Source organism: Dyadobacter sp. Leaf189, from assembly GCF_001424405.1.
Lineage (GTDB): Bacteria > Bacteroidota > Bacteroidia > Cytophagales > Spirosomataceae > Dyadobacter.
Map to the genome: position 1 here is coordinate 550,338 of NZ_LMPS01000005.1, position 25,171 is coordinate 575,508.

The window sequence follows — 25,171 nt, forward strand, 5'->3', positions numbered from 1 at the left end:
GGGTGATACTTACGGATTCAACAGGTCTTTATAGGCAATCAGACGAATGCCTTTTTCCTTAACAGCTGTTTTTACCTTCTCACTCGTAAAAAGATCGGTTACGCCCTGTCTGTCAGCGGCCACATCTTCGTACCCGATGTGACTGATCGCCTGCAACTCGGCATCGTCCAGCCCGGGATGGTCAACAAACAGGTAAGTTTTACCTGCTTCCAGTTTCCCGAGCATCTTGATGAAGCTTTGGATCTTTTCCGCCGAAGTCTTTTTCGGACCTTCATAAGTGGCATAACTGAGGTTGGCAGGTTCTGCATCAACCGGGATTTTGTATTCTTTGGCGAGGCGCTTTGTCAGCTCCCGTACCTCCGGACTGAGTCCGGTACATCCCATATGTGAAGATATGTGGCTGATATTTGGCAGCTTGCGCAGGGCTGTTTCAATCTGCGCGCGCATTTCCTTTTCAATGTCGGCCAGTTTCCAGTTGTTTTCCAGTATAGATCGTTTAGGGTAGTTCTTGTTTGCTCTTACCATCGGGAAAAAGTAACCGTCTTCGTCCCGGATGCTCGGACAGTCGGACAGGGGGCGCCATTTTACATTGTCCCACTCACTGGTGAGCGCAATGTGGATGCCGACATCGATACCCGGATTTGCCTGCAACATTTTCACTGCCTCGGGAAACCAGGGAGAGGGTACGATCACTTCAATGGAGGTCTGGATACCTTCTCGGGAGCATTTCAGCAGAGCAACATTCCCCGAATGCGAATAGCCCATATCATCACCGCGCACGATGAGCCGCGGTGCATTGCTTTGCTGCGCGATGCCCGAAATGGAAACGAGTAAAAGCAGGATTGTGTAAAATGTATTTTTCATATCCGGAATGGTCGAAGCGTTTTTTCTAATCAAAGCCTTACAGTTGCATGATCTAACCTAAAAGCGGTTGTGTCAGTTTTCTGCCGAAATTGTCCGCATCGTTCTGGCTTGCGGTAAGGGTAGAAATAGGAGAGAGGCAGTCTTAGTACCGGCAGATATCACGATCTGTACAGCACTGAACCCAGCTAAACCTGCATAAGATGAACCGACGGGAGTTTACCAAATCTGCAATTACGCTGGCCGCCGCCGGAGTAACGGTACCGACTTTACATACTAAACCTGCAACCATGAAAAAGATCAAGATCAGTAAGGTAAGTTCAAATTTTGAACGTGAGCCGCTTAATCCTTACCGGTTCAAAGGCAGCGCAATTACCGACAGCTGGCAGGCTGTGGCCATGCTGGAATCGGAGTCGGGCATCAGGAAAGTGGGACTGGGTACACAGGGTGTGCTCTGGTCGGACTCGAAAGTGTTTGCTGCCCACTCCGAAAGTGCAGGCAATGCATTGATGTACGCGATGAGCGAGCACGCGCTGCAAATGCTGAAAGGTACCTCATTCACAAACCCGGTTACATTGCTCGACGACCTGTTGCCGGAGGTTTTGGCTTACGGAAAAAAAATCACAGGCAACCCGGACCTGAGAAAAACATTCGCATTGAATGCGCTCGTTTGCGTAGATAATGCCGCGTGGCTGCTGTATGCCCAGGAAAACGGCTTGAAGCAATTTGACGAACTGGTGCCCGAAGCTTACAAACCCGGACTTTCGTACCGGCACGAAAAAGTGGCAAGTATCCCTTCTTTCAGTGTGGGTACCACTGCGGAGCGGATCAGGCAGGCGGCCGACGAAGGTTATTTTATCATGAAGTTGAAAACCGGCGCGCCGGGTACCCAGCAGGAAATGATCGAAAAGGATATCGCATTTTTAACCGCGGTACACAAGGCAACCGGTCATTTTGAAACACCTTATACAAAAGACGGAAAGATCCCGTACTATTTTGACGCAAATGGGCGGTACGAGAAAAAGGAAACCTTGCTGCGGTTCCTTGATCATGCCAAAAAGATAGGCGCATTCGACCAGATAGCGGTGATTGAAGAACCTTTCGAAGAGGCGAACGAAGCCTTTGTAGGCGATCTGGGTGTGAGAGTAGCAGCCGATGAAAGTGCACACACTGTGGAAGATGCCGCGCGGCGGATCGAGCTGGGCTACTCTGCGATAGCAGTGAAAGCGATCGCCAAAACGCTCAGTATGACCATGAAAATTACACAGCTCGCATACGAGAAAAAGGTACCCTGCTTTTGCGCCGACCTCACTGTGAGCCCGATCCTGGTGGACTGGAACAAGAATGTCGCTGCCAGGCTGCAACCTTTTCCGGGCATGTCAGTGGGTTTACAGGAGACGAACGGGCACCAGTATTATAAGAACTGGGAGCGGCTGATGAGTTACCATCCGAAAGCCGAAAGCACGTGGACGCGGACTAAAAAGGGAGTTTATCTTACTGACGCATCATTTTATGCGGAGAGCGGCGGTATACTCGCGCCCTCCGCACATTACGACGGCCTTTTTGAAACAATAGGCTGAGCCGGTTTTACTACTTGACCAGCTTTAACGTTTTGAAAATTTCGGCATGCGGCTGCTCGCCTTCGTAGGTTTTCACGAGGTTACCCGCTTTGTCGTAGATCGCGATATAAGGGAAAGAGCGGATCCCGTAATACCGCTGCACGAGGTAAGATGTGCCCTCTGTACCTACTTTGAAGTTAGGATAGCTGGCAAGACGGTGCTGCGTCACGAAAGGTTTCAGCATGTCCATTGACTGGAATGTGATCATGATCACCTGCTTGTCAGCTACGACCGGGTAATTTTTGATCAGGTCTTTGGTAAAATCCTGGCAATGCTCGCAATCCGGCGAAAAGTAGATCAGTACTGCCGGTCCTTTTGCAAGCTGTGCGGATGAGTACTGTTGACCGCTGGTCAGCCGCATTTGAAAAGGCGCGATTTTATTGGGTACCGATTGTGCAAATGCAGCTGAAACGGCTGCGAACATTAAAAAACTAAGCGTTAATTTCTGGATCATTTCCTGGATTCTTTTGTAAGAATCTGCAAGATATTAATCTTTTGATCTTCTAGCCCGCAACTTTTTCGGTTACTTTTTCAAGAATGTTGCGTAGCTGATGCGCGTGTCTGCGGGAATGGCACACTACAAAATAGATCCATTCGTAACGTGTCAATTCACCCACTTGCGGGAATGGAAACTCAGCGCAGGAAAGTGTCAGGTCCTGGGAGCGGGCAATCTCAGCGATGGCCGCTCTTTCTGCCTTAAACTCCCCGATAATCGTATCCAGATCATAGGGCCCATTGTCTGGGATATTGAAGTCAGGCGCTTGCAGTCTGGTGCTGAAATCGAGAAAGATGTCTTCTATTTGTGGCACTGTTTGTCCGACCGGGCGGGTTGTCGGTGCGGTTTTTCCCATCATCATTTTGGGCAGGCCCGTTTCAGATTTTAATAAATGGTCTGTCACCTGCCCGGCTGTCCAGCTTCCTTCAAAAGGAACAATATTCACCTGATCTGCGCTGAATGATGTAAGTGCCGACAGGTATTCTGCTGTTGTTTGTTCCAGTGTTTTGGCGAGCGTTTCATTGTCAAGCAAGTCACTGTCGTCCATTGGTTTCTCGGCAAGCTCTTTGATTTTCTCCAATGCTTTTTTCCAGGCTTGCGTCAGATCGTCGAAATATACTTCGTCCATATCACAGAAAACGCGCATTCGTACACTGTCACCATCTCGGCTGAGAAGATATACTTCGTCAAAATTCCGCATTTGCTTTGCGATGTCACTCTCATAATCCTCAACACCTTTTGTAACAATACCGTTATAAACGATTCTGATCTCTTCAAAGGGGCGGCTCACATCAATGGTGCCGGCAAGCCCGTTTCCTGATTCATCCATAAACAGTGCCTTGCTGCCTTCCTGCCAGTCACTCTCAGCAATGTTTCCCATACCAAATACAACCAGCCAGTCGCCATTGTATCTTTTATCCGTAATAACCTGCCAGATGCGGTAGTCAGGAGCCTGGATCAGTATCGATTCTTCAATCCGTTTTGTGTTCATAATAGATGTGTCTGTTAATGAGTTATATTGCAAACTTAGCCGGTAGGGGAGAGAAATAAAGGGGGCAAAGCCGTCAAGTTTAGGGTTGAACACGACATACTAATTTTCTATTTTTGATTCATGAAGCACATATCTGTTCTCGTTCCAAGAGGTGATGTTGCCCTCGGCACAATTGAAGGTCCCTTCAAGTTTTTCTCGTTTGTCAATGATTTTCTCGCTGCAATGGGAAGGCCGCCTGCATTCAAAATACAATTGGTGGGCATTACACCGGAAGTGCAGCGCTACGCGGGCGTTTTTGCAGTAACGCCGGAGGAGACGATTGAAACACTTCACAAAACAGACCTGGTGATCATTCCCGCTGTTAACGGGGACAGGGATACTGTGATCGAGGCCAATAAAGCGTTCTTTCCGTGGATCTCGTCCCAGCACAAGAATGGGGCAGAGGTGGCGAGCTTGTGTGTAGGGGCATTTCTGCTCGCAGCAACCGGGCTACTCGCAGGACGCAATTGCACGACGCACTGGATGTCAGCGGCCGACTTCAAAAGGATGTTCCCCGATGTGAACCTGATGGACGACCGCGTGATCACGGACGAAAACCGCGTTTATACCAGCGGCGGCGCGAATTCATTCTGGAACCTGCTCGTGTACCTGATTGAAAAGTACATTGACCGCGAAATGGCGATTTATACAACCAAATTCTTCATGATAGAAATTGACAGGAACACACAGTCGCCCTTTATCATGTTCAGCGGACAAAAGGAGCACGAAGACGATGTGATCAGAAAAGCGCAGGATTATATAGAAAAACGTTTTCAGGACAAGATCACAGTGGATCAGCTTTCGGATATGTTTGCGATCGGCCGCCGCAGTTTTGAAAGGAGGTTTAAAAAAGCCACGTCCAACTCGGTAGTTGAGTACATTCAGCGCGTGAAGATCGAGGCAGCCAAGAAGAGCTTTGAAGTTACCCGAAAGAATGTAACAGAACTGATGTACGAGGTAGGCTATACGGATACAAAGGCTTTTCGCAGTACATTTAAAAAGATCACGGGATTATCGCCCATTGAATACCGGAACAAATACAACAAAAGCGCAATTACTGCCTGAGTAACTGCGCTCTGTGTCTGTTGGTTTGTTGGTTAAAGCGAATGGGAATATCTAAGCGGGACCTCGCTGGTTTTTTTGTGATAGTAAAAGTAAGCAGCCGCGATCAGCAGCAGTCCCACAATCAGCCCGCCCCAGGTTTCAATACCTTCACCGAATGCAATATGCGAGTAAAGCGCCCCGATCAGATCATAGGCCAGCCCGGCGTAAGCCCACTCTTTGATCCGCGGATAGCCTGGTACCAGCACTGCAATCACGCCCAGAATTTTGGCTAAACCCAGAAAGGGAACAATGTAGGCAGGGTAGCCGATGTGGGTAATATGGGCAACCGCCTCAGGCGCAGAAATCAGGTCAAAAATAGCGCCTACACCCATCAGCAGTGCAAGAAGGACATGGAGGATCCAGTAGATGATAGTCGTTTTCTTCATCGGGTCAAGTATTTTAATAAAGGCGATTTGATAATAAATTGCTTCGAAAGTGCGATGATTCTCAGCTTTCGGATGTTTCAAAAGGCTGAAAACCCAGTTCCATCATGGACGGAAAGTAGTTAAGTTCATCGGTAAGCACTTCCGCTTCGTAACCGAGGTCTTTTATCAGCTTCAGGATCCTTTCAGCGCAGATCTCCCCGTCGCATTTGATCCTCAAAACCTTGTCGCAATCTTCCAGGTCGAACGAAGCGCGATGGTCGGGAAGAGTCCGCTCGATGGATGCAGTGATCAGGTTTGCCTGAGATTGCTTCGAAATGTTCGTCTTGAAAACTTCTACCATTGTAAAACGCGTTAGTTATTGCATCTTTTCCAGTCTGATATCCATCAGGTACCGCCATGAACTGCCCACATACCGCTCCCAGGTACCAGATAATACCTGATCATTTTGCGTGAATGCACCATGGAACCGCATTTCCGGAGAACTGATCGTCCATTTGTCGCCGTCAAAGCTGCCCGACATACCACCGGACTCGCCAATGTCGTCGTAGAAATGCATCGGGTAAGTGCCTGAAAGCAGGTCATAGCCAATTACTTCTATGCTCTGCTTGCGTTCCCCGTCCATGATCACGTCCACTGTATGCAGGAGGAAAAAGCCTCCCGGGATCCATTCGTAAGTATCTGTTCCTTCAATGTTGTTGGTAGTCGCTTCTTTTCCGAGCTTTCCCGTTGTTTTCCATTTACCTGCCAGTCTGTTGAGCAGGTGTAGTTCCGGCGTTTTTTCCATGGCTTTTCTGAAACTGAATGCGGGAAGCGGTCACTGTCCTGATGAGCCATTTTCCCTAAGACAAACTAACAGCGAAATACCCTAAAAAAGAGATGTGATTTGCGACATTAAGAGGGGGTGATTGTGACAACCCCCTTAGTTGCCCCAGGCAGTAAGGATCAGGCTGCGGGGACCGCCGGCATCGCGGTGCTCGCAGAGGTAAATGCCTTGCCAGGTACCAAAGGCAAAACGCCCGTTTTTCACAGGTATCATTACAGAACTTCCCAGCAAGGAAGCTTTCAAATGCGCCGGCATATCGTCGGAACCTTCATAATCGTGCTCATAATCCGGATCGTTTTCAGGTACTGACTTATTGAAAAACATTTCGAAGTCTTTTCTGACTGTCGGATCGGCATTCTCATTGATCGTCAGTGAAGCCGAGGTATGCTGGATAAACACCTGGCACATTCCCGCATTGATCTGCGCAAGTTCCGGAAAAGCATGAATGATCTCGTTGGTAATCAGGTGGAATCCCCGCCTTTTCTCTCGCAGGCGGATTTCTGTTTGAAACAATTTCATGCTTTTCCGGAGTTGATGTTCGGCTTAAAGTTACAAATTAGTCAACTCCGCATCATCGTGAAAGTACCCTCGTCATGCAATTGAATGCACTGTACCTTCACTCCTGAATAACGGAAATGATATTACCGGCAGGATCTGTAAACCACGCGATCGTGGGCCCGTTGTCTCTGGCAATGTGGTCTTCGCCGGTTTTGAGCCCGGGGAAATCATAGCTTTCAAACTGTACGCCCCGGCTTTTTAGATCGGCGACGGCATGATCAATGTCAGCCACAAGGAAATTAAGCGTCGTGTAAGTGGCAGGGGAGTGGTTTGGTTTTTCGTAGATCAGAAAATGGTTTCCGCCTGGTGCGGTGATGTCCAGTGTTCTCATCTCCGAAGTGGTGAGTTCGAGTCCGAGTACTTCGCCGTAAAATGCCTTTGCCTTTTCCAGGTTGTCAACTGAAAATCCATTGAATGCTTTTGATGGTGTGAACATAGTTGAAAATGATTGGTTGTGAACAGTTCAGGAACCGGGCAATGCAACAGGATCAGTGTCCATTTGCGGCTCAGGTTTTTTGTAGATTTTGGAAAGCGAATGGTAAGCGGAAGATTGCATAGCCAGCAAAGTCACGATCAATCCTACAATACCAGTGACGATAAAGAGAAGCGCCAGCCCGCGCGCGGTGCCAGTGCCAAACCACGGACCAATCAGGCGTGCACCTGCTCCGGTTGTCATAAAAGGAATGAAAATGAATTTGGCAATGGGCCCGATAAGGAATGCGGTTATAGGCGAAGCGGCCTGCTCGATGCTTTGTGCAAAGCCAAACACACGTCCCTGCCGCTCCTGGGGAATTACTTTTTGCAAAATCGTCTGCTCAGTCGCCTCTACGACCGGGATCAGGCACATATAGGCGAACATGCCAATGCTCAGGAGGACAATAGAAGGCTGAATAGGGAAAATGAGCGTGATAACCCACATGAAAATGTTGCAGAGAAACAGCGTCCGAAGCGGCTTTTTACCTAAACCAACTTTGGCAACCGCCAGTCCGCCCGCGATAAAACCCAGGCTGAGCACGCCCCACAATGTACCCCAGGTTTGCACCGACACAAGTGACAATCCGTACGCATCCATAAGCGACATGAATACCCCGCCCAGAAAGTTGTTGAAAGTATTGAAGAAAATCAGCCCGAAAAGTCCGGGTACCAGACCCACAATGCGGATGGTCCCTTTGATATCCACCTGCTGCGTATGTGGCTCTGCGTGTACAATGCCCGGTTCGTGGATATGAATGGTCAGTAAATGCAGGATCACCATTGTACTGAGACCAATCGCCAGCACAAGCATCCAGGTAATGCCCAGGAAACCGATAACAAGTCCGCTGAAAATGGATGCGATGAGGAAGGAAACGCCATTTGCGGTACCCACCATTCCATTTGCCTTGTCGCGCTCATCTTCGCTGATCAGGATCGTCACTACGGTTGACAATGCGATGGTGCGGATGTTTCCTGTGATGGCGCCGAATAGCGTGAGCGTAACAAATGCCCAAAGCTGCAAGCTATGATCGTTTTTGAAGGTTGACTCGGGTGTGTTGATGTAGATAAGTAATGCAACCACGTACAGGCCCAGCGTAACAATGCCGGACAGCATCATGGAGGTTTTCTTCTTGTAACGATCCACCAGCGAACCGAGGAAAAAGCCCGAAACTGCGACAGTACCCAGGTATACACCCGCCATCACCGACGTCGCCATCACCGACTTTGTTTCCAGGTAAACCCAGAATGTGACTGCAAACCAGACGAAGTTATTGGTCAGGGAAGCAGCCAGGGAATTTGCTAAAACAGCATAAAACGTTTTCATAATAGCAATTATGTTCGTTCCTAAGGCAAAGATACCGCCGCAAGTCACTCATTCAGGAGGCAGTACAGGACAATGAGCGGGTGAATTTGTGACAGATTTTGAACAAGAACAATGCGCATTTTGTCGCCTGATTGCCGAATTCTCGTAAATTTATTCAAATTGTTCCTCAGATATTATAATATACCGCTATGATCCGGAATCTTTTGCTTTCCAGTTTGCGGCTACTCCTGCTGACCTCCTGCCAGGACAATGCGGCTGAGGAACGAGCGGATATCGAACTTCCCGTTAAAATAGAGGAAGGCTTTGGTCCCTTTGAAGCGCGGTACTCGGTCATGTTCGCTGAACATACCGGAAAAGACCCGCGAGCAGCGGGTTGGCTCCCTGTTTACCGGCCGGTGAAAGGTATCCCGTCAGATTGGAGTCATGTTGTAAAATCCATGATATTTCTCAACATATATCAGCTGGTATACCAGAATTTTCATGAGGGAAAGATCGGCAGGGAAATGTACCAGGAAATGCAGGAGTCGTGGGAATGGGTACCGGATGAAATCGCATTGTCCAAAAAGCCGATTAAATGTTTTGTGTATACCATCCGCGGCACAGACAAGCACGGAAAAGCTGCCGTGATGATCGATACAAATAACGATCTCGATTTTAGTGACGAAGAAGCTTTTTATCCCGAGAAGCTTTACGGGCAGGGAAAGGGGATGAGCCTTGACTCCATGCGCTCCGTTAAGAAGCTCTGGCGTGTTGCATTCGAGCGGGTGGAAAATGGGGAAGTTGTGCAGGATACATTACCCATGCTCGTCAAACATGCCGTGGACCATGAAGAGCGGCTTAGCTTCTGGTATTCCATTCCACGACACGGAAAGGCAACTTTGAACCGGGCCGGCAAAGCATTTGACATCCTGGTAAATAATGACTTTGACCGCGCCACATTCTACGAATCAGAGCTTTTTACCGACGCGCACCGCGAAAACGGGAAACGATTATCGGGCAGGGGCGTGGGACAGGGAGAGATCATTGAGGTTGGAAATTGGCTGAGTAAGTCCAAATACAGGTTTGCGGGTGTAAATATGCGAACAGGCGCTATCCAGCTTAAATGGGAGGACCCCGATATGGATAGCTATTCAATGCAGAAAGGATACCGCTTCAAACCTTTCGCAGAGCGTGATTTTAAAACGGGCAATGCATTAAAGCTGAGCGACTTCAAGGGTAAGTACGTTTTTATTGATTTCTGGGGAACGTGGTGCGGACCTTGCGTGGAAGACCTGCCTGCATTGCGGGAGATTTATAAAGAGACTGATAAGCAGCGCATTCAGTTTGTTGGTATCGTTGGAGAAGACAGTCGCGAGCGCCTCGACCGCTTTCTAAGAAAAAACCAGCTTGAATGGCCGCAGATTTTATCCGACAGCGTCAACAAGCTGGTTGAAACTTATAATATTCAAAGCTATCCCACTACTGTTCTGATTGGTCCCGACGGGCGCGTCGCTGCCCGGGACCTGAGAGGGAATGCATTGAGGGAAAAGCTGCGCGACATCTCAATTATTCCTTCCCCCTGATGCTCAGGGCTCCATTCTTTTAGGAGCACCCGCTGCTGGTGCCTGCGTTTGCGGCTGGGTAGAGATTTGATTAGGGGATCTCTGCACGGGCTGGGTATTTCCGGCAGGCGCTGGCTGCGCTACCTGTCCCGGTTGCGCATTTACCGGCTGTGTTCCAGGTTCAGTGGTCGTTTGTGTGGTTATACTGGTCTGGGTTGTTTGCCCCGGGATAATCTGCTGACCACCCTGAACCGGCACTACCTGCGTGCCTTGTACCGTCACGGTTTGTTCCACCGGAGTGGTGGTAGTTGACTGATATCTTTCCGGGAAAGTCCGCGGATCCTGATTTGAATTTACTTTCGGTACCTGACCTTCGGCTGTAACGTCAGCCTTGGCCGGCTCAAAGCCCAGATTCTGTACCTGGTTGAGGTTGGCAGGGCGCGGCAAGTTTGCGGGAGACTGGCCTGCTACTGCTGGTGCGATCTGGCCAGTAGGCCGGGGCTGGTATCCCGAGTAAGAGGAGGTACCTTGTTGCTGGCCTGAATAAGCGCGTGGAACCTGGCCGGTTGGCGCAGGTTTGTTTTGCGAGAAAGATTCGTTGGCAGTGGCTAGCAATGCAATGGAAATGGCCACAACCAGGTGTGTGTTTTTCATTGTTCTGGATTTTAAATAATTGTGTAGAACTTACTGGTACGAAGGTAAGTACTAAAATTATTCCAGAAAAATATGCGATCTCTTATGTTGGTTTTCCAACCGGCAGATCAGGGTTTGCGAGAGGCAAAACCCTGATCTCCGGCTGGAAAAATTAAAGTGGCTAATAGACTACGATCTGTCCCAGAAGGCAGGTGGTTCAATACCCAGCGCGCGCAGGTATACAAATCCCTGACCGCGGTGATGGATTTCATTATCGATGATGTACATGAACAGGGAATGCACAGTGCCTTCATACATCCCATAAGCGGTATCAGTTTCCCGGAAGCGAGACGCCGGTATTTGCGGCCAGAGCAGGTTGATATATTCGGTAATATGGTCCCACAATGCAAGTACTTCCTGTTTTGTAGCAGGCGGTGGCGTAGAGAAATCCATTTTAGGCTCACCAAAAGTCCAGTCACCCGTTGCTATACCGCGGATACCCGGTGCGGTCAGCACGATCATCTCCATGGTCAGTTGCGCGAAAGTGCGCATTCCTCCGATTGAGAAATTGTAGAACTGTTCCTCAGGGAAAGCTTCAATGGCTCTTCTTGTAATCCTGCGGTGGCCCTGCCAATGCGCGAGGAGGTCTTCCGGTGTCAAAATGGGAATTTGTGTGTTGACTTCGCCGGTCTGAATGCTGTTGGTTTCCATGTTTAAGGCAGTTTTTGTTTTGGTTTTTTGTTACAGTACAAACTAAATGCAGCGAAGTGACAGCAGTATGTCAGCAGCGTTTGGAGTACTTAAAATATTTGTCAGATTGTGGGTTTGGAATTGTTTTGCACTGTTTCAATTGACACATCATACACTTCCGGAAGTGGCTCCATTGAGTCACAAATAATAGTAACAAGGTAGAATAGCGCAATCCGGTGTAAGAAGTTTTTTAAAGACTTGCGGATTTTGCTGGCAAATAAATTATTGTACATTTGTAGCGACTGACTAAACAGTCACTAAATTACAAACGCATGGAAACAAAAGAAATAGCAGAAAAATATTTCAATGCAATGGTGGAAGGGAACTTCGATGAAATGGCCTTATTAAAAACGCCTGATTGTGTGTATTGGTTGAGTGGTGATGGATCCTGGCCGTTTGGCGGTTACCAATCACTAGAAAACCAGGTAAAATTATGGGGCACGGTAGCAGAACGATTCCCGGAGGGAATGAAAATGACGCTTCGATCTATCACGGCAGACCAGGAGCGGGCAGCACTTTATGTTCATATTCGGGGAACGCGAAAGGATGGGCGTATTTACGAAAACGATGTGATGTTGCTTTTAACCTTTAAGAATGGCTTAATTAGCGGACTTTATGAATATTTGGATACCATTATGGTAAATGAACTATTCTGCGGCCCAATGGATGATATAAGGTAAAAGTCAGCAATACCAGGAATGCAATTGGGGTATATACGTGTTTTTATACTTCGATTGCATTCAAAATAATCTTAACCTATGGATAAAAGGGAAAAACTACTTCAAACCGCATTGGAATTGTTTGTATCACAAGGATTTAATGATACACCGACAAGTAAAATTGCAAAGGAGGCAGGGATAGCAACGGGTACTTTGTTTTATTTTTTTCCGACTAAAGATGACTTGATCATTTCACTCTACTTAAAATTAAAAGGATTGGCAGCAGAAAGTATAAATGTTGCATTAGCAGAAGTTAAATCAACAAAGGAAGCTATCAGGACGTATTACGAAGAATCACTTAAATGGTCGCTCCGTAGTCCCAACGAATTTTTGTTTCTGGCGCAATTCTCCAATTCTCCTTATCTGAAAAAAATTAACAACGATGAGATTTCAGCTCAGATAGCTCCTGTATTGCAACTTTTTCGTCTGGCTATCAGGGAACAACAGATCGCTGACACAGATGTAAACCTATTGTACATTTTGATCAGTAATCAGGTATTTGGTGTAAATCAATACCTTTCGTCAAATAAATTCACCAGAAAAGAACAGCACAAAATCATGGAGGATACATTCTCTATGTTTTGGAAAATGATTGAACGCTGATGCGTAACGAAAATAACAATAATAGTCACGGGAGCCACAGGAATGATTGGTATGCCTGGCTTTGAAAAGAGGCTTTCGAGGCTATTTATCGTTAAAGTTTACAGTCAGATTAATCTATGAAATATCGCCGGCGCACCTGCTGCGACGCCCAATGCAGCTATGCCAGATAGCTTACTAGGAATGCTGGCTGGGGCACAGTTTTTTAGATCTTTTCGGAACAAACCAAAAACGAAGATCATGGCTACTAAAAGCACTTCATCGAGCACAACAGATCACAAAGAAATCAAAGCCTGGGTTGAAAAACGCGGCGGAAAACCTGCAACTGTCAAAGGAACAGGAGATAAAGACGAACATACCGGCATTCTCCGGATAGATTTTCCGGGATATAGCGGCGAAGGAAAGCTGGAAGAAATTACGTGGGAAGAGTTTTTCGAGAAGTTTGACGAAAGCAATCTGCAATTCCTGTATCAGGATAAAACAGCCGACGGGAAGGAAAGCAGGTTCAACAAATTTGTTTCACGCTAAGAAAGCATTTGGTAATGCAAGGAAAAAGCAGGCCCCGCAAAGAGCCTGCTTTTTTTGTGATCAGGATAATGTCCAGAGGCTGTCGTTGAAGTAATGCTTGCAATCAAGGAAATGCTCCACTACGGTAAACCCGTTTTCCGTAGCTACCTGCTCGATTTCCGGGATTTTGTATTTCTTGGAAAGCTCAGTCCAGATCAGCTCGTTGCGCTCGAAGGAATAGGTGTGATTCGTTTCCTGTACAAAGACCTTTTGCGGCGACAAGCTGACAAGATAACTTCTCACTTCACCATTCAGCGGGTTATAATGGGAGTAAAAGTCAAACTGCGTGGTATTGAAATTCCCGCCGAGCTCCCGGTTAATGCGGTGCAGGAGGTTAATGTTAAATGCTTTTGTGATCCCCTGCGGATCGTCGTAGGCGCAGCGGATCGTAGCCGGATTTTTTTGCAGATCAAAGCCGGTGAGCAGCTTGTCACCTGCTTTCATATTGCGGCGGAAGTCCGAAAGTAGTCCCTTTACCTGTTCCTGCTCATAGTTCCCGATATTTCCGCCCAAAAACAAAAACAAGCTGGGCGTATCCGAGCCGGAAAGCTCTTCCATCATCGAAAAGTAGTTGCCCACTTTCGGCGCGATTTTCAGCTCGGGTAAATGCGTGCGCATATTCTCCACCAGCTCGTCAATCGCTTTTTTAGAGATGTCAATGGGTACATAAGAGAAATCAGCGCCGTTTTCGATCAGCTTTTTCAGCAGCTGCCTTGTTTTCACTCCGTCGCCGGCACCAAACTCCACCACGCTGAAAGCCTTGTCAAAGCCCAGCCTATTAAAAATTTGGTCACTTTGCAGCGAAAGGATTTCAAACTCGCAGGGTGTCGGATAGTATTCGGGCATTTTCATGATATCCTGAAAAATCCCGCTGCCTATATCGTCGTAAAAATATTTGGAAGAAATGTGCTTTAAAGGGGCTGTCAGGCCAATGTGTATATCTGTTGCAAATGAATTCTCTGACATATCTGGTGTGAAACGATTATTTAACCAACCTGATCCCGGTATACTGCCAGCGTTCAGGGGCGTGAAAAAAATTGCGGTAAGTACGTCGGCTATGCTCCGGCGAAGTAGCTACGGAAGCACCACGCAATACCATTTGATTGATCATAAACTTACCATTGTACTCGCCGACCGCGCCGGGCGCCTTGGTAAATCCCGGGTAGGGAAGGTAGGCGCTGTTGGTCCATTCCCAACGCTGACCCCAGTCGAGGTTAACAGAAGCGATTTCCCATTCAAATTCAGTCGGCAAACGCATTTGTTTCCATTGCGCAAATGCAGAAGCTTCATAAAAGCTCACGTGACTTAAAATCGCGTCAGGATCCACCTTTTGCAGCCCGTCCAATGTGAAGTAATGCCACTCGCCGGACACTTTATGCCAATACATCGGCGCATTAACCGCATGCTCATTCACCCATGACCAGCCTTCATCCAGCCAGAGGTTAAAATCGGCATACCCCCCCGCATTCATAAATTCGAGGTATTCTGCATTGGTAACCAGTCCTTTGCTGATCTCAAATTCGTGCAGGTATACCTTGTGTTTCCCTAACTCATTATCGAAGCAAAAACCGTCGCCGGAGAACCCAATGTCGTAAACGCCCTCAGGCACAGTCAGAAAGCCAGTTTCTGTATTCCCCGAACCGACAAGATTGTGGCCGGCTTTATAAACGGGAAAAAGCGGATTGTGGCCGAGAATGTACTTGATATCAGTGACCAAAAGTTCCTGGTGCTGCTGCTCATGATGAAGCCCCAGCCTGATCAGCGAAAGGGTATCCTGATCAAGGTCGCGTTCCAGTAGCTCGTGCATACATGCATCTACGTGGCGGCGATATGCATACACAGCTTCCGTTGTTGGTCGCGTCATGTTGCCGCGGTCGGTTCGCATTGTACGTTCCCCGATATTGTTGTAATAGCTGTTGAACAGGAAATTGAAGTCAGGATCGTATTCTTTGTAGCCCGGCTGGAACTGTTTCAGGATGAAGGTCTCGAAAAACCAGGTGGAATGCGCCAGGTGCCACTTGGGCGGACTTACGAAAGGAACGGGCTGCGGAACATAGTCTTCATTTGCAAGAGGAGCACAAATCTGCTCGCTATACTTTCTGACGGTGTTGAATTCGTCCCTAATGCTGTGGTTGGTCATCAGACAGGTACTGTTTTAATGCGGTTATGGAATTGATATGCAATGATTGTGCCTGTTGTTTTCGCATCATCAATGCGTAGGCATTGTTGAACCCGATCGGCGTGAGCCACTGCATGTTGTAAAGTCTTCCGAATTCTTCACTTACGTATTGAAACGTTTCGTCCCGATTGCCACTTACCCTCTTGATAGTCTGCGGGTCGGGTTTGAGGATAACCAGCAAACCGGTTCCGGTGTATTCGGGGTACATATCTATTTCGTTGTTGGCGAGTGCGTCGAAGCAGATTTTCGTCCCGCCCAGTCCGGTGCGCGTTACGGTTTTCAGCATTGTATTTCCCTCGATCAGTATTTTATACATATTGATCAGAATGTACTGTTCCGCGAAGATCTTTGAACCGAGCCGCACAATGCCTTTATTCCCATTCAACGATCTCTTGTACAATCCAACGGATTTGAGGAAGTCTGCGGCAACCTGCTCGGGAGCTTGTTTCAGGTAGTCGACGCGGTAATTCAGCTCTGTCATGATCGAGTCGTTAATCTTGCCAGCAAGCAGGTTCAAGGCAGTTTCCAGCTCAGGGTAGCGTTCCAGTGCATCTTTCCGGATCAGGGGCGAGGCATAATAAGGGGGAAAAATGTGGCGGTCATCTTCCAGGGTGATCAGGTCAAAAGCTTTCAGGCGACCGTCAGTACTGTACCCGCTGATCACATCGAGCTTCTTTTCAAATGCAGCTTTGTACATAACCGCGTCGCTAATTACGACAGTAGAGATATCCAGTCCATATTTTGATTTTAATCCCAGATAGCCATCCTCCCGCCCCATGAATTCGGGTGTAAATCCTGCCAAAAGCTTCGTTTGGGCAACAGGAAGCAGGTAAAAAGAGGAAAGGGTAACCAGCAGAACGGGAAAGGCAAAAAGGAGCAATCTCATTTTTTGGAAATTTGCTTTTTGCAAAAGCGATAGCAGGAAGTCGAAAATGATTGCCAGCAATGCGGCTGGAATCGCGCCGGCGAGGATCATATTACTGTTGTTCAATGCAATGCCGCCGAAGATAAATTCGCCCAGTCCACCTGCTGCAATGTACGCCGCCAGCGTAGCCACGCCAACATTGATGACCGCCGCCGTGCGAATGCCGGCCAGGATAACGGGCAATGCAAGCGGAAGCTCCACGCTCAGCAGGATCTCGGAAGCGCGCATTCCCATTGCGCGGGCTGCTTCTGTAACTGCCGGATCCACGTTCCTGATACCGGTATAAGTGTTCCTGATCATTGGGAGCAATGCGTAAAGGAATAACGCGGTGATCGCGGGCATTGCGCCAATACCGAGCAGCGGGATCAGAAATCCGAGCAGCGCGATACTTGGGATTGTTTGTAAAATGCCGGCAATCCCCAGCACAATCCAGGCCGCTTTGTTCTTTCGGGCTATCCAGATGCCGAGGGGCAGTGCCACTGCTGCCGATAGCAGCAGTGAAATGCAGGTAAGACCAATGTGCGCGACGGTTTGGCTCAGCAGCTTGTCGGACTGCTGGGTCATAAAATCCCAAAGACCTTGTTGCTGCTCCATTAATGCACGCTTTTGATTTGATTGAACACCCGGAAAATAGCAGTCTCGTCAGCCCGCTTCTGAATTCCGGCAGAATCAGCTATAAATAACTCCTGCAAGTTGTGATCTGATAAGTAGCCTAATCCCTCCCAGAGACTTTGACCGGGATCAAACTGTGGTTGTTTGTCTCCATTCGAATCAGGCAATAAATCCCAGACCTGGCTGAATTTAATAGCACTTAGTTCGAAGAAAAGTCGCTGATGATCAAAGAATGAACTGATAAATACATTGGCAGGCTTGAACAGCAGTTCCGACGGGGTACCCGACTGCACAATCTCGCCTTTATCCATGATCGAAACGCGGTCGCCAAGCTCAAATGCTTCCTGGACATCATGCGTAACCATCACGATCGTTGTTTTTTTCAATTCAGGTAAGCGCAGGAATTCCTGACGGATACCGGCACGGGTCACAGGATCAAGAGCGCCGAAAGGTTCATCCATTAACAGAACAGCTGGCTCGACAATCAAGGCGCGAGCGACAGCCACACGCTGTTTCTGCCCTCCGCTGAGCTCATCCGGGTATTTACCGGCAAACTCTCCGACAGGAAGTTGCAGCTGATCCAGTAGCTGCTCTGTCCGCTGCCTGGTTTTTTGCTGATCCCATTTCTGCAGTTTTGGTACAATACCAATGTTCTCGCGCACAGTAAAATGTGGAAACAAGCCATTGTTCTGGGAAACGTAGCCGATTGTACGTCGGAGCAGTTCAGGACTTTTATCAAAAATACTTTCGCCATTGATCTCAATCTGCCCCGAGCTTGCCTCAATGAGCCGATTGATCATTTTAAGCGTAGTAGTCTTCCCGCAACCGCTCGTACCCAGCAAAACCATTGTTTCGCCTTGCTTTACCTCAAATGAGATGTTCCTGACCGCCTGGATTTCTCCGTAATGTTTACTGATGTTTTTGGCCAGGATCATAGATGTGACGTCGCTGCTTGGGTAGCTGATTGTTAACCGCAATGGGCGGCAATATGTACCTATACAGGCAAATTAGCGAACAGGTTCCGTAAACAGGTTATTCAGCGACTCTGAGTAGGTGGGGTGGGCGAAGATTCCATCACGCAGCTGGTCAAACGTAAGTCCGCCCATAATCGCCAGCTCAATCGCAGTAACGATCTCGCCGCCTTCTTCTGCCAGCACAGCGGCACCCAGGATTTTACCAGACCGGGTATCTACCACAGCTTTCATCATCCCGCGTGTGTCACCTGTTTCAATCGCACGCGCCACGCTGTCGTTTTTCATTGCATACACCTGAATGTCCAATCCTTTTTCCAGTGCTTCCTTTTCGGTAATCCCGACACGGCCAAGCTGCGGATCAATAAACATACAATAAGGTTGCTGTCTGCCGGCAATGGAATCTTTCTTCTTATCGATCACAATATTGGATACCACGCGGTAATCATCGTAAGAAATGTGCGTGAACGCAGGTCCGCCTTTTACGTCGCCAATTGCGTAAATTCCCTTCACATTGGTTTCCAGTTCATCATTTACACTGATAAACCCTTTCTCATCCACCTTAATGCCGGATTTTTCGGGTTCGAGTTGATCAGTGTTCGGTTTTCTTCCGGTTGCAACAAGTACGTGTGTGCATTCTATTGTCCGGTTTTCGCCCTTGCTGTCAACCGTTACCAGAATATCCTTTTTACTTTTCGTGAATTCTACGGCCTTGGTGTTTGTAAGAATTTCGATATCCTCCTTTTCCAGTATTTCCGTGATTGCTTCGGCAATATCTTCATCTTCATGTTTCAGGATCCTTTCAGAAGGTTCAAGAATGGTAACTTTCGCACCAAAGCGAGTGAACATCTGACCAAATTCCAGTCCGATGTAGCCGCTCCCCAGAATCAGCAAATGTTCCGGCACTTCATCAATGTCAAGTATCGTAGTGGAAGTGAGATAATTAATGCCGCTGATCCCCGCCACATCCGGCACTACCGGGCTCAAACCTGTATTGATAAAGATCAGATCGGCTGTAAGTACTTCCTCGCCTCCGTCATTCAATTGGATACTTACCTCTTTATTCCCACTGAATGCAGCGTTTCCGTAAATCACATCCAGGTTTTTGGTATTGGCAAATCCCTTTTCCAGGTTGCCGCGCATTCTTTTCACAATCTCGTCTTTACGCTTTCTCACAGTAGTAAAATCCACATTCACCTGCTGCGTATTCACTCCGAGTTCCGCGCTGTTTTTCGCGACCCAGGCAGCTTTAGCTGACGCGATCATGGCTTTTGTAGGGGAGCAGCCGTCGTTAACACAAGTTCCTCCGGCGAAGCGTCTTTCTATGAGAGCTGTTTTCATTCCGGACTCTGCCAACTTTCTGGATAGGGGAGTTCCTGCCTGGCCCGAGCCAATTACAATCGCGTCGTAGTGTTTCATGTTTGGAATTGCGTGTTATTTTCTCTTAAAATAATAAAAGCGTGCCGTTAAGACACGCTTTTGGTAAGCTAAGTAAAATCAGTTGCTCAGGAGAAGTAGGCGAGGGTGCTCTCTTTGTCGATCTGGATCTGCTTGACGAGCATATCCAAACCCCCGAATTTCTGCTCGAGACGCAGGTAATGTAACAATTCCAGTTTCAGGTCTTCTCCGTAAATTTCTTTGTCAAAATCAAAAAGATGCGCTTCAATCGTACGTACGGTTCCGTCAACTGTCGGGCGCACGCCAATGTTGAGCATTCCATTGTAACTGATATCCTGGTAGGTGGCGCGGATCACGTAAACGCCATTCATCGGCACCAGCTTGTACGATTCATGAAGATGTACATTCGCAGTCGGAAAGCCGATTGTGCGGCCCAGTTGTTTGCCTTTCACCACAGTCCCTGAAAGCGTATACGCCCTGCCGAGCAGCTCATTGGCTTCGTCAATGTGGCCGGTGATCAATGCTTTGCGGATGCGGGAAGAACTGATCGCCATATTTTCAATGTCAGCGCGCAGGATCTCTTCCACTTCAAATCCATATTTTGAACAGTTTTCCTGCAGGAATTCAAAGCTACCCTCCCGATTCCTGCCAAAACGGTGATCGTAACCGATAACCAGCTTTTTGGTGCCGATCTTGTCAACGAGTATCTGCTGAATAAATTCGTCAGAAGACAGTTCGGAGAATGCGCGGGTGAATGGAACAATGGCCAGGTGATGGATTCCGAGCTGGGCAAAAAGCTCGATCTTTTCCTCAACGGTCGATAAAAGCTGTAAGGATTGACTGTCTTCGGAAACTACCGTCCGTGGGTGGGGCCAGAAAGTCAGCACCACGGACTCTCCGCCAGTTCGCCGGCAGATTTCCAGCAGGCGCGAGAGTATTTTTTGATGTCCCAGGTGAACACCATCGAAAGTGCCACTTGTAACTACGCCGTATTCCAGTTTGGAGAAGGAATCGAGGCTATGATAAATTTTCATTCGTCAACATCTAACTTCAGAGCTACTCGTTTCTGATGAATGAAATCGGTCAGATTCCAGGCATCTTTTAGTTCGAAGGCGCCTATTCTGGTCCTGCATAATGCACTCAGGTACGCGCCGCTTCCGGCGAACTCACCGAAATCACGAACAATACTGCGAATATAAGTACCTTTTGTACAAATGATCCTAAAATCAATCTCCGGAAAGCGCGCAGCATCAATCTCGAAAAGGGAGATCTCCACAGTACGTTTCTTGATTTCAGCTACTTCGCCGCGCCTTGCTTTTTTGTAAAGCCGCTCGCCATCAACGCGCACGGCAGAGTAAATAGGTGGTACCTGTTCGATCAGTCCTGTCAGCCTTTTACGTGCGGCTTCGAGCACTTCTGCATTGATATGGTCGGTAGGGTATTCGGCGTCGAATTCAGTTTCGAGATCAACGGAGGGAGTTGTTTTTCCCAGCACAAATGTGCCCGTATACTCTTTTTCCTGCGCCTGATAGGTATCGATCTGCTTGGTTTTTTTACCGGTACATAAAATCAATAAACCCGTCGCCAGGGGATCAAGTGTACCGGCGTGACCGATTTTTTTGAATTTACAGGCTCTTTTGAGCTTGTTAGCAACATCAAATGAGGTCCAGGTTAAAGGTTTGTCAACTAAAATGACTTCTCCTTCATCCGGTGTATTGGTATTACTATTCAATGTAAAATCATTTTGGTGGGCGAAGAGCCTGGCTTATACAACATCGAGCTTGTAACCCGAAGCAAGCAGACCCAGTAAAATCAATCCGAGGATAATGCGGTAGTAACCAAAAACCTTGAAACCGTATTTGGTAAGAAAGCTGATGAAAAATTTGATCGCAAGCATCGCAACGACAAATGCTACCACATTTCCGATCAGCAACGTCTGAATATCCTCCGCTTTGATCGTATCGTACGTTTTCAACAGCTTATAGCCACCAGCAGCGGCCATGGTAGGTACGGCAAGGAAGAATGAAAACTCTGCCGCCTGCTTTCTGGATAATCCCTGTAACATTCCGCCGATAATGGTAGAAGCTGAGCGGGAAACGCCGGGTATCATTGCAATGCACTGGAAAAACCCGATTTTCAATGCAGTAGGCAGGGTAATTTCCTTTTCACTGCTTGTATCGTTTGCAATTCTGTCGATGAAAATCAGGATGATACCACCCACGAGCAGGGATACTGCCACCACTACCACGTTTTCCAGCAGCGCATCTATGAAATCATTCAGCAGGAAGCCGATTACTGCGGCCGGAAGGAATGCAACGAAAAGCTTGATATAGAAATCGGTGGTCTGGAAAAAGCGTTTCCAGTATAAAACCAATACCGACAAGATCGCTCCGAATTGGATATTCACGGTGAACATTTTTGTGAATTCCAGGTGGCTGATCCCCATGAAGGAGGAAGCGATGATCATGTGCCCGGTGGAAGAAACGGGTAGAAATTCTGTTATTCCTTCAACGATTGCCAGGATAATGGCCTGCCAAATACTCATGAATTTGCCGGTTTACGTAAGATCGCCCAAAACTCGATGACAAAGCCCACAACCGTCACAATGGGCCCGAGGGTCAGTCCGAGGAAGCCGAAACCGAATTCCGTTGAATCAAAGCTCATGATCAGGAAACCTGCGAGGATTACTGCAATACCTATCAGCATCGTCGTGTAGTTGGACGCCGAGAACGGTAGTTCATTCTTTTTGCTGTTCATATCTTGTTCTTGTTGAAAGCTTATTCTTATCAATATAAATCATCCAGCGTCATGCGCAGGTACCGCGCCAGCGACTGGTATGTACTCGAAACGCCGATCAGGATTCCCAGCACGAGCACTGTTCCGACGAGTATCGCAATCTTATCGTACTCCTGCAACATTGCAAGTCCCTCCACATTCCGCACTGCAACCTGCTGCAACACGACCAGCAGAACGCCCGCTAAAACGCCACCAACCAGTCCCTGAATGGCGCCGCGCACTACATAAGGTCGCTGAATAAAGCCGTTTGTAGCACCTACAAGCTGCATACTCCGGATGAGAAAACGCTGCGAGTAAATAGCAAGCTTGATCGTATTGTTTACCAGCAACACAATGATAATCAGCATGATGAATGCAAAGCTGGCGAGTACAATGTAAATTTTTGTAACGTTCCGGTTGATATTATCCGCAAGGTCTTCCTGATAAACCACTTCGTAAACACCCTTGATCTGTTCCAGGTCTTTCTTGATCTGGGCGAGCTTGGCTTCTTCAAAATAGTCTTCGTGGATCTTGACACGGTAGCTGTTCCGCAATGGATTTTCGCCGAGGAAAGTAGCGAAATCCTCTTTGGTACCTTCTATGAATTCCTTGGCTGCTTCTTCTTTGGAGACGAAAGTAATGGCTTTGGCCTCAGCAGAGTTGAGAACGAAAGGCTTCACTTTCACAACATTGAGAATAGAGTCTTCTGCGGCTTTCGTCAACTGCTTGTCGAGGAAAATACGAACCTCAATATTCTGGCGAATGATCGAAACCAGTTTCTTAGATTGGATCACCAGAAGTCCGCAAAAACCAATGAGAAACAGGGCGGCCGTAAGGCTCATCACAATCATTGCATTCGGGTAACTTCCAATCTTTTTCTTTTTAGGCATAGCGGCTCTGAATTTCGCTTTTGTGAATGCGGGCTACCACAAAGTGACAGTGGCAAAAATAGGGATTTATAATTCAAAAAAGCCGGATAAGCGGCTTTCCTTAACTATTTTTAACTTAAATGAGCAGGTAACAGATCAGTTCCTTCTTCCCATTTCATCACGGATCTTCGCCGCTTTTTCGTAATCTTCTTTCGAAAGTGCGTCGTCCAGCATGCGCTGTAATTCGTCCAGTGACAAATCCCGGATCACATCCTTGGAGCCGGAAGGTTTAACGGTTTCCCGCACGGCATCTTCATCCTCATCTTCTTCGTCGGATAATGAACTGGATACGATACCGGCCTCGGATAAAATGGCTTCGTAGGTAAAAATGGGGATATCGAAACGCAAGCCGATCGCGATGGCATCGGAAGGTCTGGCGTCAATCTCAACTTCTCTCAGATTATCCGTGCAAACGATTTTTGCATAGAAAATACCTTCTTTGAGGTCCGAAATGACGATTTCCTTCAATGTATAATTCATTCCATCGGCAAATGACTTGAACAGGTCGTGCGTCATCGGGCGATTGGGGACTATATTTTCTATCTGCACGGCAATAGCCTGGGCTTCGAAAACGCCGATGATAATGGGTAGGCGACGGTTGCCCAATTCCTCCCCTAGAACAAGAGCGAAAGATCCGGCCTGTGACTGGCTCGGTGAAAGTCCCAGAATTTCTAACTTGATTTTTTTCACGTTAAACTAAATGCGCAAATATGGTTAACAGCTGTGTGAATTGTGCCTGGGCGGAATTTTTGATGCAAAAATAAATAACCCGTGCTGCATAAAAAAATCGTGCACGGGTTATCATCGGCCTTAAAACCGAATGCTCCCAAATATACCTCGTTAAGGGACTGATTTAGAAGCTATTTTTTATTTCTGTTTTGGCAAATATTCATTTAAACGCTGAAAATGCGCGAATTCTCATCTGATCGCCTTTGCAGCAGCCGTAAGCCGGGGCAGGATTTCGAATACGTCACCCACAACTCCGTAATCTGCCGACTTAAAGAACGGCGCCTCAGGATCTTTGTTGATCACCACAATGCATTTGGATCCGTTCACGCCGGCCAGATGCTGTATCGCACCTGAAATACCGCAGGCGATATAAAGGTTGGGCGCCACTTTAATGCCGGTTTGGCCGATATGTTCATGATGCGGTCGCCAGTCGAGGTCGGAAACGGGCTTGGAGCATCCGGTAGCTGCGCCGAGTGCACTTGCCAGGTCGAGCAGCGCCTGCCAGTGTTCCGGACCTTTCATTCCGCGGCCTCCCGATACAATGATCTCGGCCTCAGTCAATGACAATTCACCACTTGCTTTTTCTACATCAACTACATTCGCCTGAAAATCGGCATCGCGCAATGCAGGTGAAAACGGCTCTATGGTCGCACCGGCGGTATTCAGTCCGGCTTCGTCTATTTCGATTGCATTCTTTCTTACCACCAGGAACTTGATCTCCGACTTGATCTCAGTTGTCGCAAATGCCTTGCCGGTGAAAATGCTGCGGGTTACCTTAAATGTACCTTCTGTTTCGGGCAATGCAGTTACACCCGAGACTACACCGGCTTTCAACCTGGCCGCGGCCCTGGCAGCAATGGCGTCACCTAGTCCGGATTTTGGTAAAACAATGATTTGGCTTTGTTCCTGAGCAGATGCCTGCACCAGCACATCGGCATAGGCCAGACTGTTTTCATGAGCGAGCTTTTCACCAGCCGCGTGCAGCACTTTTTCAGCGCCATAATGGCCGGCCTTTTCGAGCTCGGCAGAACTTGCATCGCCAATTGCAAGTACAACCGCTTTTCCGTTTACCTGAGCGGCCACTTTCGCACCATAGGCGACTGTTTCCAGTGAAGTTTTTTTGATTGAACCGTTATCCAGTTCTATAAAGATCAATACGGACATGATT

The 25,171-nt window shown here is 47.8% G+C and carries 29 protein-coding genes; 6 read left to right on the forward strand and 23 right to left on the reverse strand.

What is annotated here, in order from left to right; genetic code table 11:
- Positions 1-9: 9 nt before the first annotated feature.
- A complete protein-coding gene (locus tag ASG33_RS16665; protein ID WP_056287625.1) occupies positions 10-864 on the reverse strand; it encodes a polysaccharide deacetylase family protein in 855 nt (284 codons plus the stop codon).
- 200 nt (positions 865-1,064) lie between these two features.
- On the opposite strand from ASG33_RS16665, the gene ASG33_RS16670 reads away from it, so the two are divergent.
- Positions 1,065-2,441 carry a mandelate racemase/muconate lactonizing enzyme family protein gene (locus ASG33_RS16670; RefSeq protein ID WP_056287627.1) on the forward strand — a complete coding sequence of 459 codons (1,377 nt, stop codon included), beginning with the start codon at positions 1,065-1,067 and terminating at the stop codon, positions 2,439-2,441.
- Positions 2,442-2,451: 10 nt separating this feature from the next.
- Here ASG33_RS16670 and ASG33_RS16675 read toward each other — a convergent pair whose 3' ends face one another.
- Together ASG33_RS16675 and ASG33_RS26080 are read right to left on the reverse strand one after the other, a co-directional pair.
- Positions 2,452-2,934, reverse strand: coding sequence for a thioredoxin fold domain-containing protein (locus tag ASG33_RS16675; RefSeq protein WP_056287630.1), 483 nt, complete (start codon positions 2,932-2,934; stop codon positions 2,452-2,454).
- 49 nt (positions 2,935-2,983) lie between these two features.
- A complete protein-coding gene (locus ASG33_RS26080) occupies positions 2,984-3,967 on the reverse strand; it encodes a DinB family protein (RefSeq protein ID WP_229238687.1) in 984 nt (327 codons plus the stop codon).
- Between the two features lie 120 nt (positions 3,968-4,087).
- Here ASG33_RS26080 and ASG33_RS16685 point away from each other — a divergent pair, with 120 nt between their 5' ends.
- Positions 4,088-5,071, forward strand: coding sequence for a GlxA family transcriptional regulator (locus tag ASG33_RS16685; RefSeq protein WP_056287633.1), 984 nt, complete (start codon positions 4,088-4,090; stop codon positions 5,069-5,071).
- Between the two features lie 32 nt (positions 5,072-5,103).
- Here the strand turns inward: ASG33_RS16685 and ASG33_RS16690 are convergent, their stop codons facing one another.
- The 6 genes from ASG33_RS16690 to ASG33_RS16715 form a co-directional block, all read right to left on the reverse strand.
- On the reverse strand, positions 5,104-5,496 hold the full coding sequence (locus ASG33_RS16690; RefSeq protein ID WP_056288597.1) for a DoxX family protein: 393 nt from the start codon (positions 5,494-5,496) through the stop codon (positions 5,104-5,106).
- A gap of 61 nt (positions 5,497-5,557) precedes the next feature.
- On the reverse strand, positions 5,558-5,836 hold the full coding sequence (locus ASG33_RS16695) for a hypothetical protein (RefSeq protein ID WP_056287634.1): 279 nt from the start codon (positions 5,834-5,836) through the stop codon (positions 5,558-5,560).
- Positions 5,837-5,851: 15 nt separating this feature from the next.
- Positions 5,852-6,280, reverse strand: coding sequence for a DUF1579 family protein (locus ASG33_RS16700; protein ID WP_056287636.1), 429 nt, complete (start codon positions 6,278-6,280; stop codon positions 5,852-5,854).
- 135 nt (positions 6,281-6,415) lie between these two features.
- The gene (locus ASG33_RS16705; protein ID WP_056287638.1) at positions 6,416-6,838 is read right to left on the reverse strand and encodes a secondary thiamine-phosphate synthase enzyme YjbQ; all 423 of its coding nucleotides are present in this window, start codon (positions 6,836-6,838) and stop codon (positions 6,416-6,418) included.
- Between the two features lie 97 nt (positions 6,839-6,935).
- Entirely contained in the window at positions 6,936-7,313 is a 378-nt protein-coding gene (locus ASG33_RS16710) for a VOC family protein (RefSeq protein ID WP_056287641.1), read from the reverse strand.
- Between the two features lie 27 nt (positions 7,314-7,340).
- Positions 7,341-8,675, reverse strand: coding sequence for an MFS transporter (locus ASG33_RS16715; protein ID WP_056287643.1), 1,335 nt, complete (start codon positions 8,673-8,675; stop codon positions 7,341-7,343).
- Positions 8,676-8,863: 188 nt separating this feature from the next.
- Between ASG33_RS16715 and ASG33_RS16720 the strand changes: the two genes are divergently transcribed.
- Positions 8,864-10,237: a TlpA disulfide reductase family protein gene (locus tag ASG33_RS16720; RefSeq protein ID WP_056287646.1), complete on the forward strand. Its 1,374-nt coding sequence runs from the start codon at positions 8,864-8,866 to the stop codon at positions 10,235-10,237.
- Between the two features lie 3 nt (positions 10,238-10,240).
- On the opposite strand, the gene ASG33_RS16725 is transcribed toward ASG33_RS16720, so the two are convergent.
- Both ASG33_RS16725 and ASG33_RS16730 read right to left on the reverse strand, forming a co-directional pair.
- Entirely contained in the window at positions 10,241-10,870 is a 630-nt protein-coding gene (locus ASG33_RS16725; RefSeq protein ID WP_056287650.1) for a hypothetical protein, read from the reverse strand.
- Between the two features lie 168 nt (positions 10,871-11,038).
- Complete coding sequence (locus ASG33_RS16730) at positions 11,039-11,560, reverse strand: DinB family protein (protein WP_056287653.1); 522 nt, start codon at positions 11,558-11,560, stop codon at positions 11,039-11,041.
- Positions 11,561-11,871: 311 nt separating this feature from the next.
- Here ASG33_RS16730 and ASG33_RS16735 point away from each other — a divergent pair, with 311 nt between their 5' ends.
- From ASG33_RS16735 to ASG33_RS16745, 3 genes are all read left to right on the forward strand, one after another.
- The gene (locus ASG33_RS16735) at positions 11,872-12,279 is read left to right on the forward strand and encodes a nuclear transport factor 2 family protein (protein WP_056287656.1); all 408 of its coding nucleotides are present in this window, start codon (positions 11,872-11,874) and stop codon (positions 12,277-12,279) included.
- A 78-nt stretch (positions 12,280-12,357) separates the two neighbouring features.
- The gene (locus ASG33_RS16740) at positions 12,358-12,921 is read left to right on the forward strand and encodes a TetR/AcrR family transcriptional regulator (protein WP_056287659.1); all 564 of its coding nucleotides are present in this window, start codon (positions 12,358-12,360) and stop codon (positions 12,919-12,921) included.
- Positions 12,922-13,158: 237 nt separating this feature from the next.
- Entirely contained in the window at positions 13,159-13,446 is a 288-nt protein-coding gene (locus ASG33_RS16745; protein WP_056287661.1) for a hypothetical protein, read from the forward strand.
- A gap of 60 nt (positions 13,447-13,506) precedes the next feature.
- Here the strand turns inward: ASG33_RS16745 and ASG33_RS16750 are convergent, their stop codons facing one another.
- The 12 genes from ASG33_RS16750 to ASG33_RS16805 all read right to left on the reverse strand — a co-directional run bounded on the left by ASG33_RS16750 (position 13,507) and on the right by ASG33_RS16805 (position 25,167).
- Complete coding sequence (locus tag ASG33_RS16750) at positions 13,507-14,451, reverse strand: L-histidine N(alpha)-methyltransferase (RefSeq protein WP_056287664.1); 945 nt, start codon at positions 14,449-14,451, stop codon at positions 13,507-13,509.
- A gap of 16 nt (positions 14,452-14,467) precedes the next feature.
- A complete protein-coding gene (gene egtB / locus ASG33_RS16755; protein ID WP_056287666.1) occupies positions 14,468-15,625 on the reverse strand; it encodes an ergothioneine biosynthesis protein EgtB in 1,158 nt (385 codons plus the stop codon).
- Positions 15,606-17,183 carry an ABC transporter permease/substrate-binding protein gene (locus tag ASG33_RS16760; RefSeq protein WP_056287668.1) on the reverse strand — a complete coding sequence of 526 codons (1,578 nt, stop codon included), beginning with the start codon at positions 17,181-17,183 and terminating at the stop codon, positions 15,606-15,608. Before ASG33_RS16760 ends, egtB begins: the two co-directional genes overlap by 20 nt.
- The gene (locus ASG33_RS16765; RefSeq protein WP_310589208.1) at positions 17,183-18,178 is read right to left on the reverse strand and encodes an ABC transporter ATP-binding protein; all 996 of its coding nucleotides are present in this window, start codon (positions 18,176-18,178) and stop codon (positions 17,183-17,185) included. The genes ASG33_RS16760 and ASG33_RS16765 overlap by 1 nt, the downstream gene beginning before the upstream one ends.
- Positions 18,179-18,208: 30 nt before the next feature.
- On the reverse strand, positions 18,209-19,591 hold the full coding sequence (locus ASG33_RS16770) for a mercuric reductase (protein WP_056287671.1): 1,383 nt from the start codon (positions 19,589-19,591) through the stop codon (positions 18,209-18,211).
- Between the two features lie 86 nt (positions 19,592-19,677).
- The gene (locus ASG33_RS16775; protein ID WP_056287673.1) at positions 19,678-20,604 is read right to left on the reverse strand and encodes a bifunctional riboflavin kinase/FAD synthetase; all 927 of its coding nucleotides are present in this window, start codon (positions 20,602-20,604) and stop codon (positions 19,678-19,680) included.
- Positions 20,601-21,302 carry a tRNA pseudouridine(55) synthase TruB gene (gene truB, locus ASG33_RS16780; RefSeq protein ID WP_056287675.1) on the reverse strand — a complete coding sequence of 234 codons (702 nt, stop codon included), beginning with the start codon at positions 21,300-21,302 and terminating at the stop codon, positions 20,601-20,603. Before truB ends, ASG33_RS16775 begins: the two co-directional genes overlap by 4 nt.
- A gap of 33 nt (positions 21,303-21,335) precedes the next feature.
- Positions 21,336-22,115, reverse strand: coding sequence for an undecaprenyl-diphosphate phosphatase (locus ASG33_RS16785; protein ID WP_056287676.1), 780 nt, complete (start codon positions 22,113-22,115; stop codon positions 21,336-21,338).
- Positions 22,112-22,327, reverse strand: coding sequence for a DUF3098 domain-containing protein (locus ASG33_RS16790; RefSeq protein ID WP_056287678.1), 216 nt, complete (start codon positions 22,325-22,327; stop codon positions 22,112-22,114). The genes ASG33_RS16785 and ASG33_RS16790 overlap by 4 nt, the downstream gene beginning before the upstream one ends.
- Before the next feature lie 29 nt (positions 22,328-22,356).
- The gene (locus ASG33_RS16795; RefSeq protein ID WP_056287680.1) at positions 22,357-23,235 is read right to left on the reverse strand and encodes an ABC transporter permease; all 879 of its coding nucleotides are present in this window, start codon (positions 23,233-23,235) and stop codon (positions 22,357-22,359) included.
- A 135-nt stretch (positions 23,236-23,370) separates the two neighbouring features.
- On the reverse strand, positions 23,371-23,964 hold the full coding sequence (locus ASG33_RS16800) for a bifunctional nuclease family protein (RefSeq protein WP_056287682.1): 594 nt from the start codon (positions 23,962-23,964) through the stop codon (positions 23,371-23,373).
- A 228-nt stretch (positions 23,965-24,192) separates the two neighbouring features.
- Positions 24,193-25,167, reverse strand: a complete 975-nt coding sequence (locus ASG33_RS16805; protein WP_056287684.1) for an electron transfer flavoprotein subunit alpha/FixB family protein — start codon at positions 25,165-25,167, stop codon at positions 24,193-24,195.
- Between the last annotated feature and the right edge of the window lie 4 nt (positions 25,168-25,171).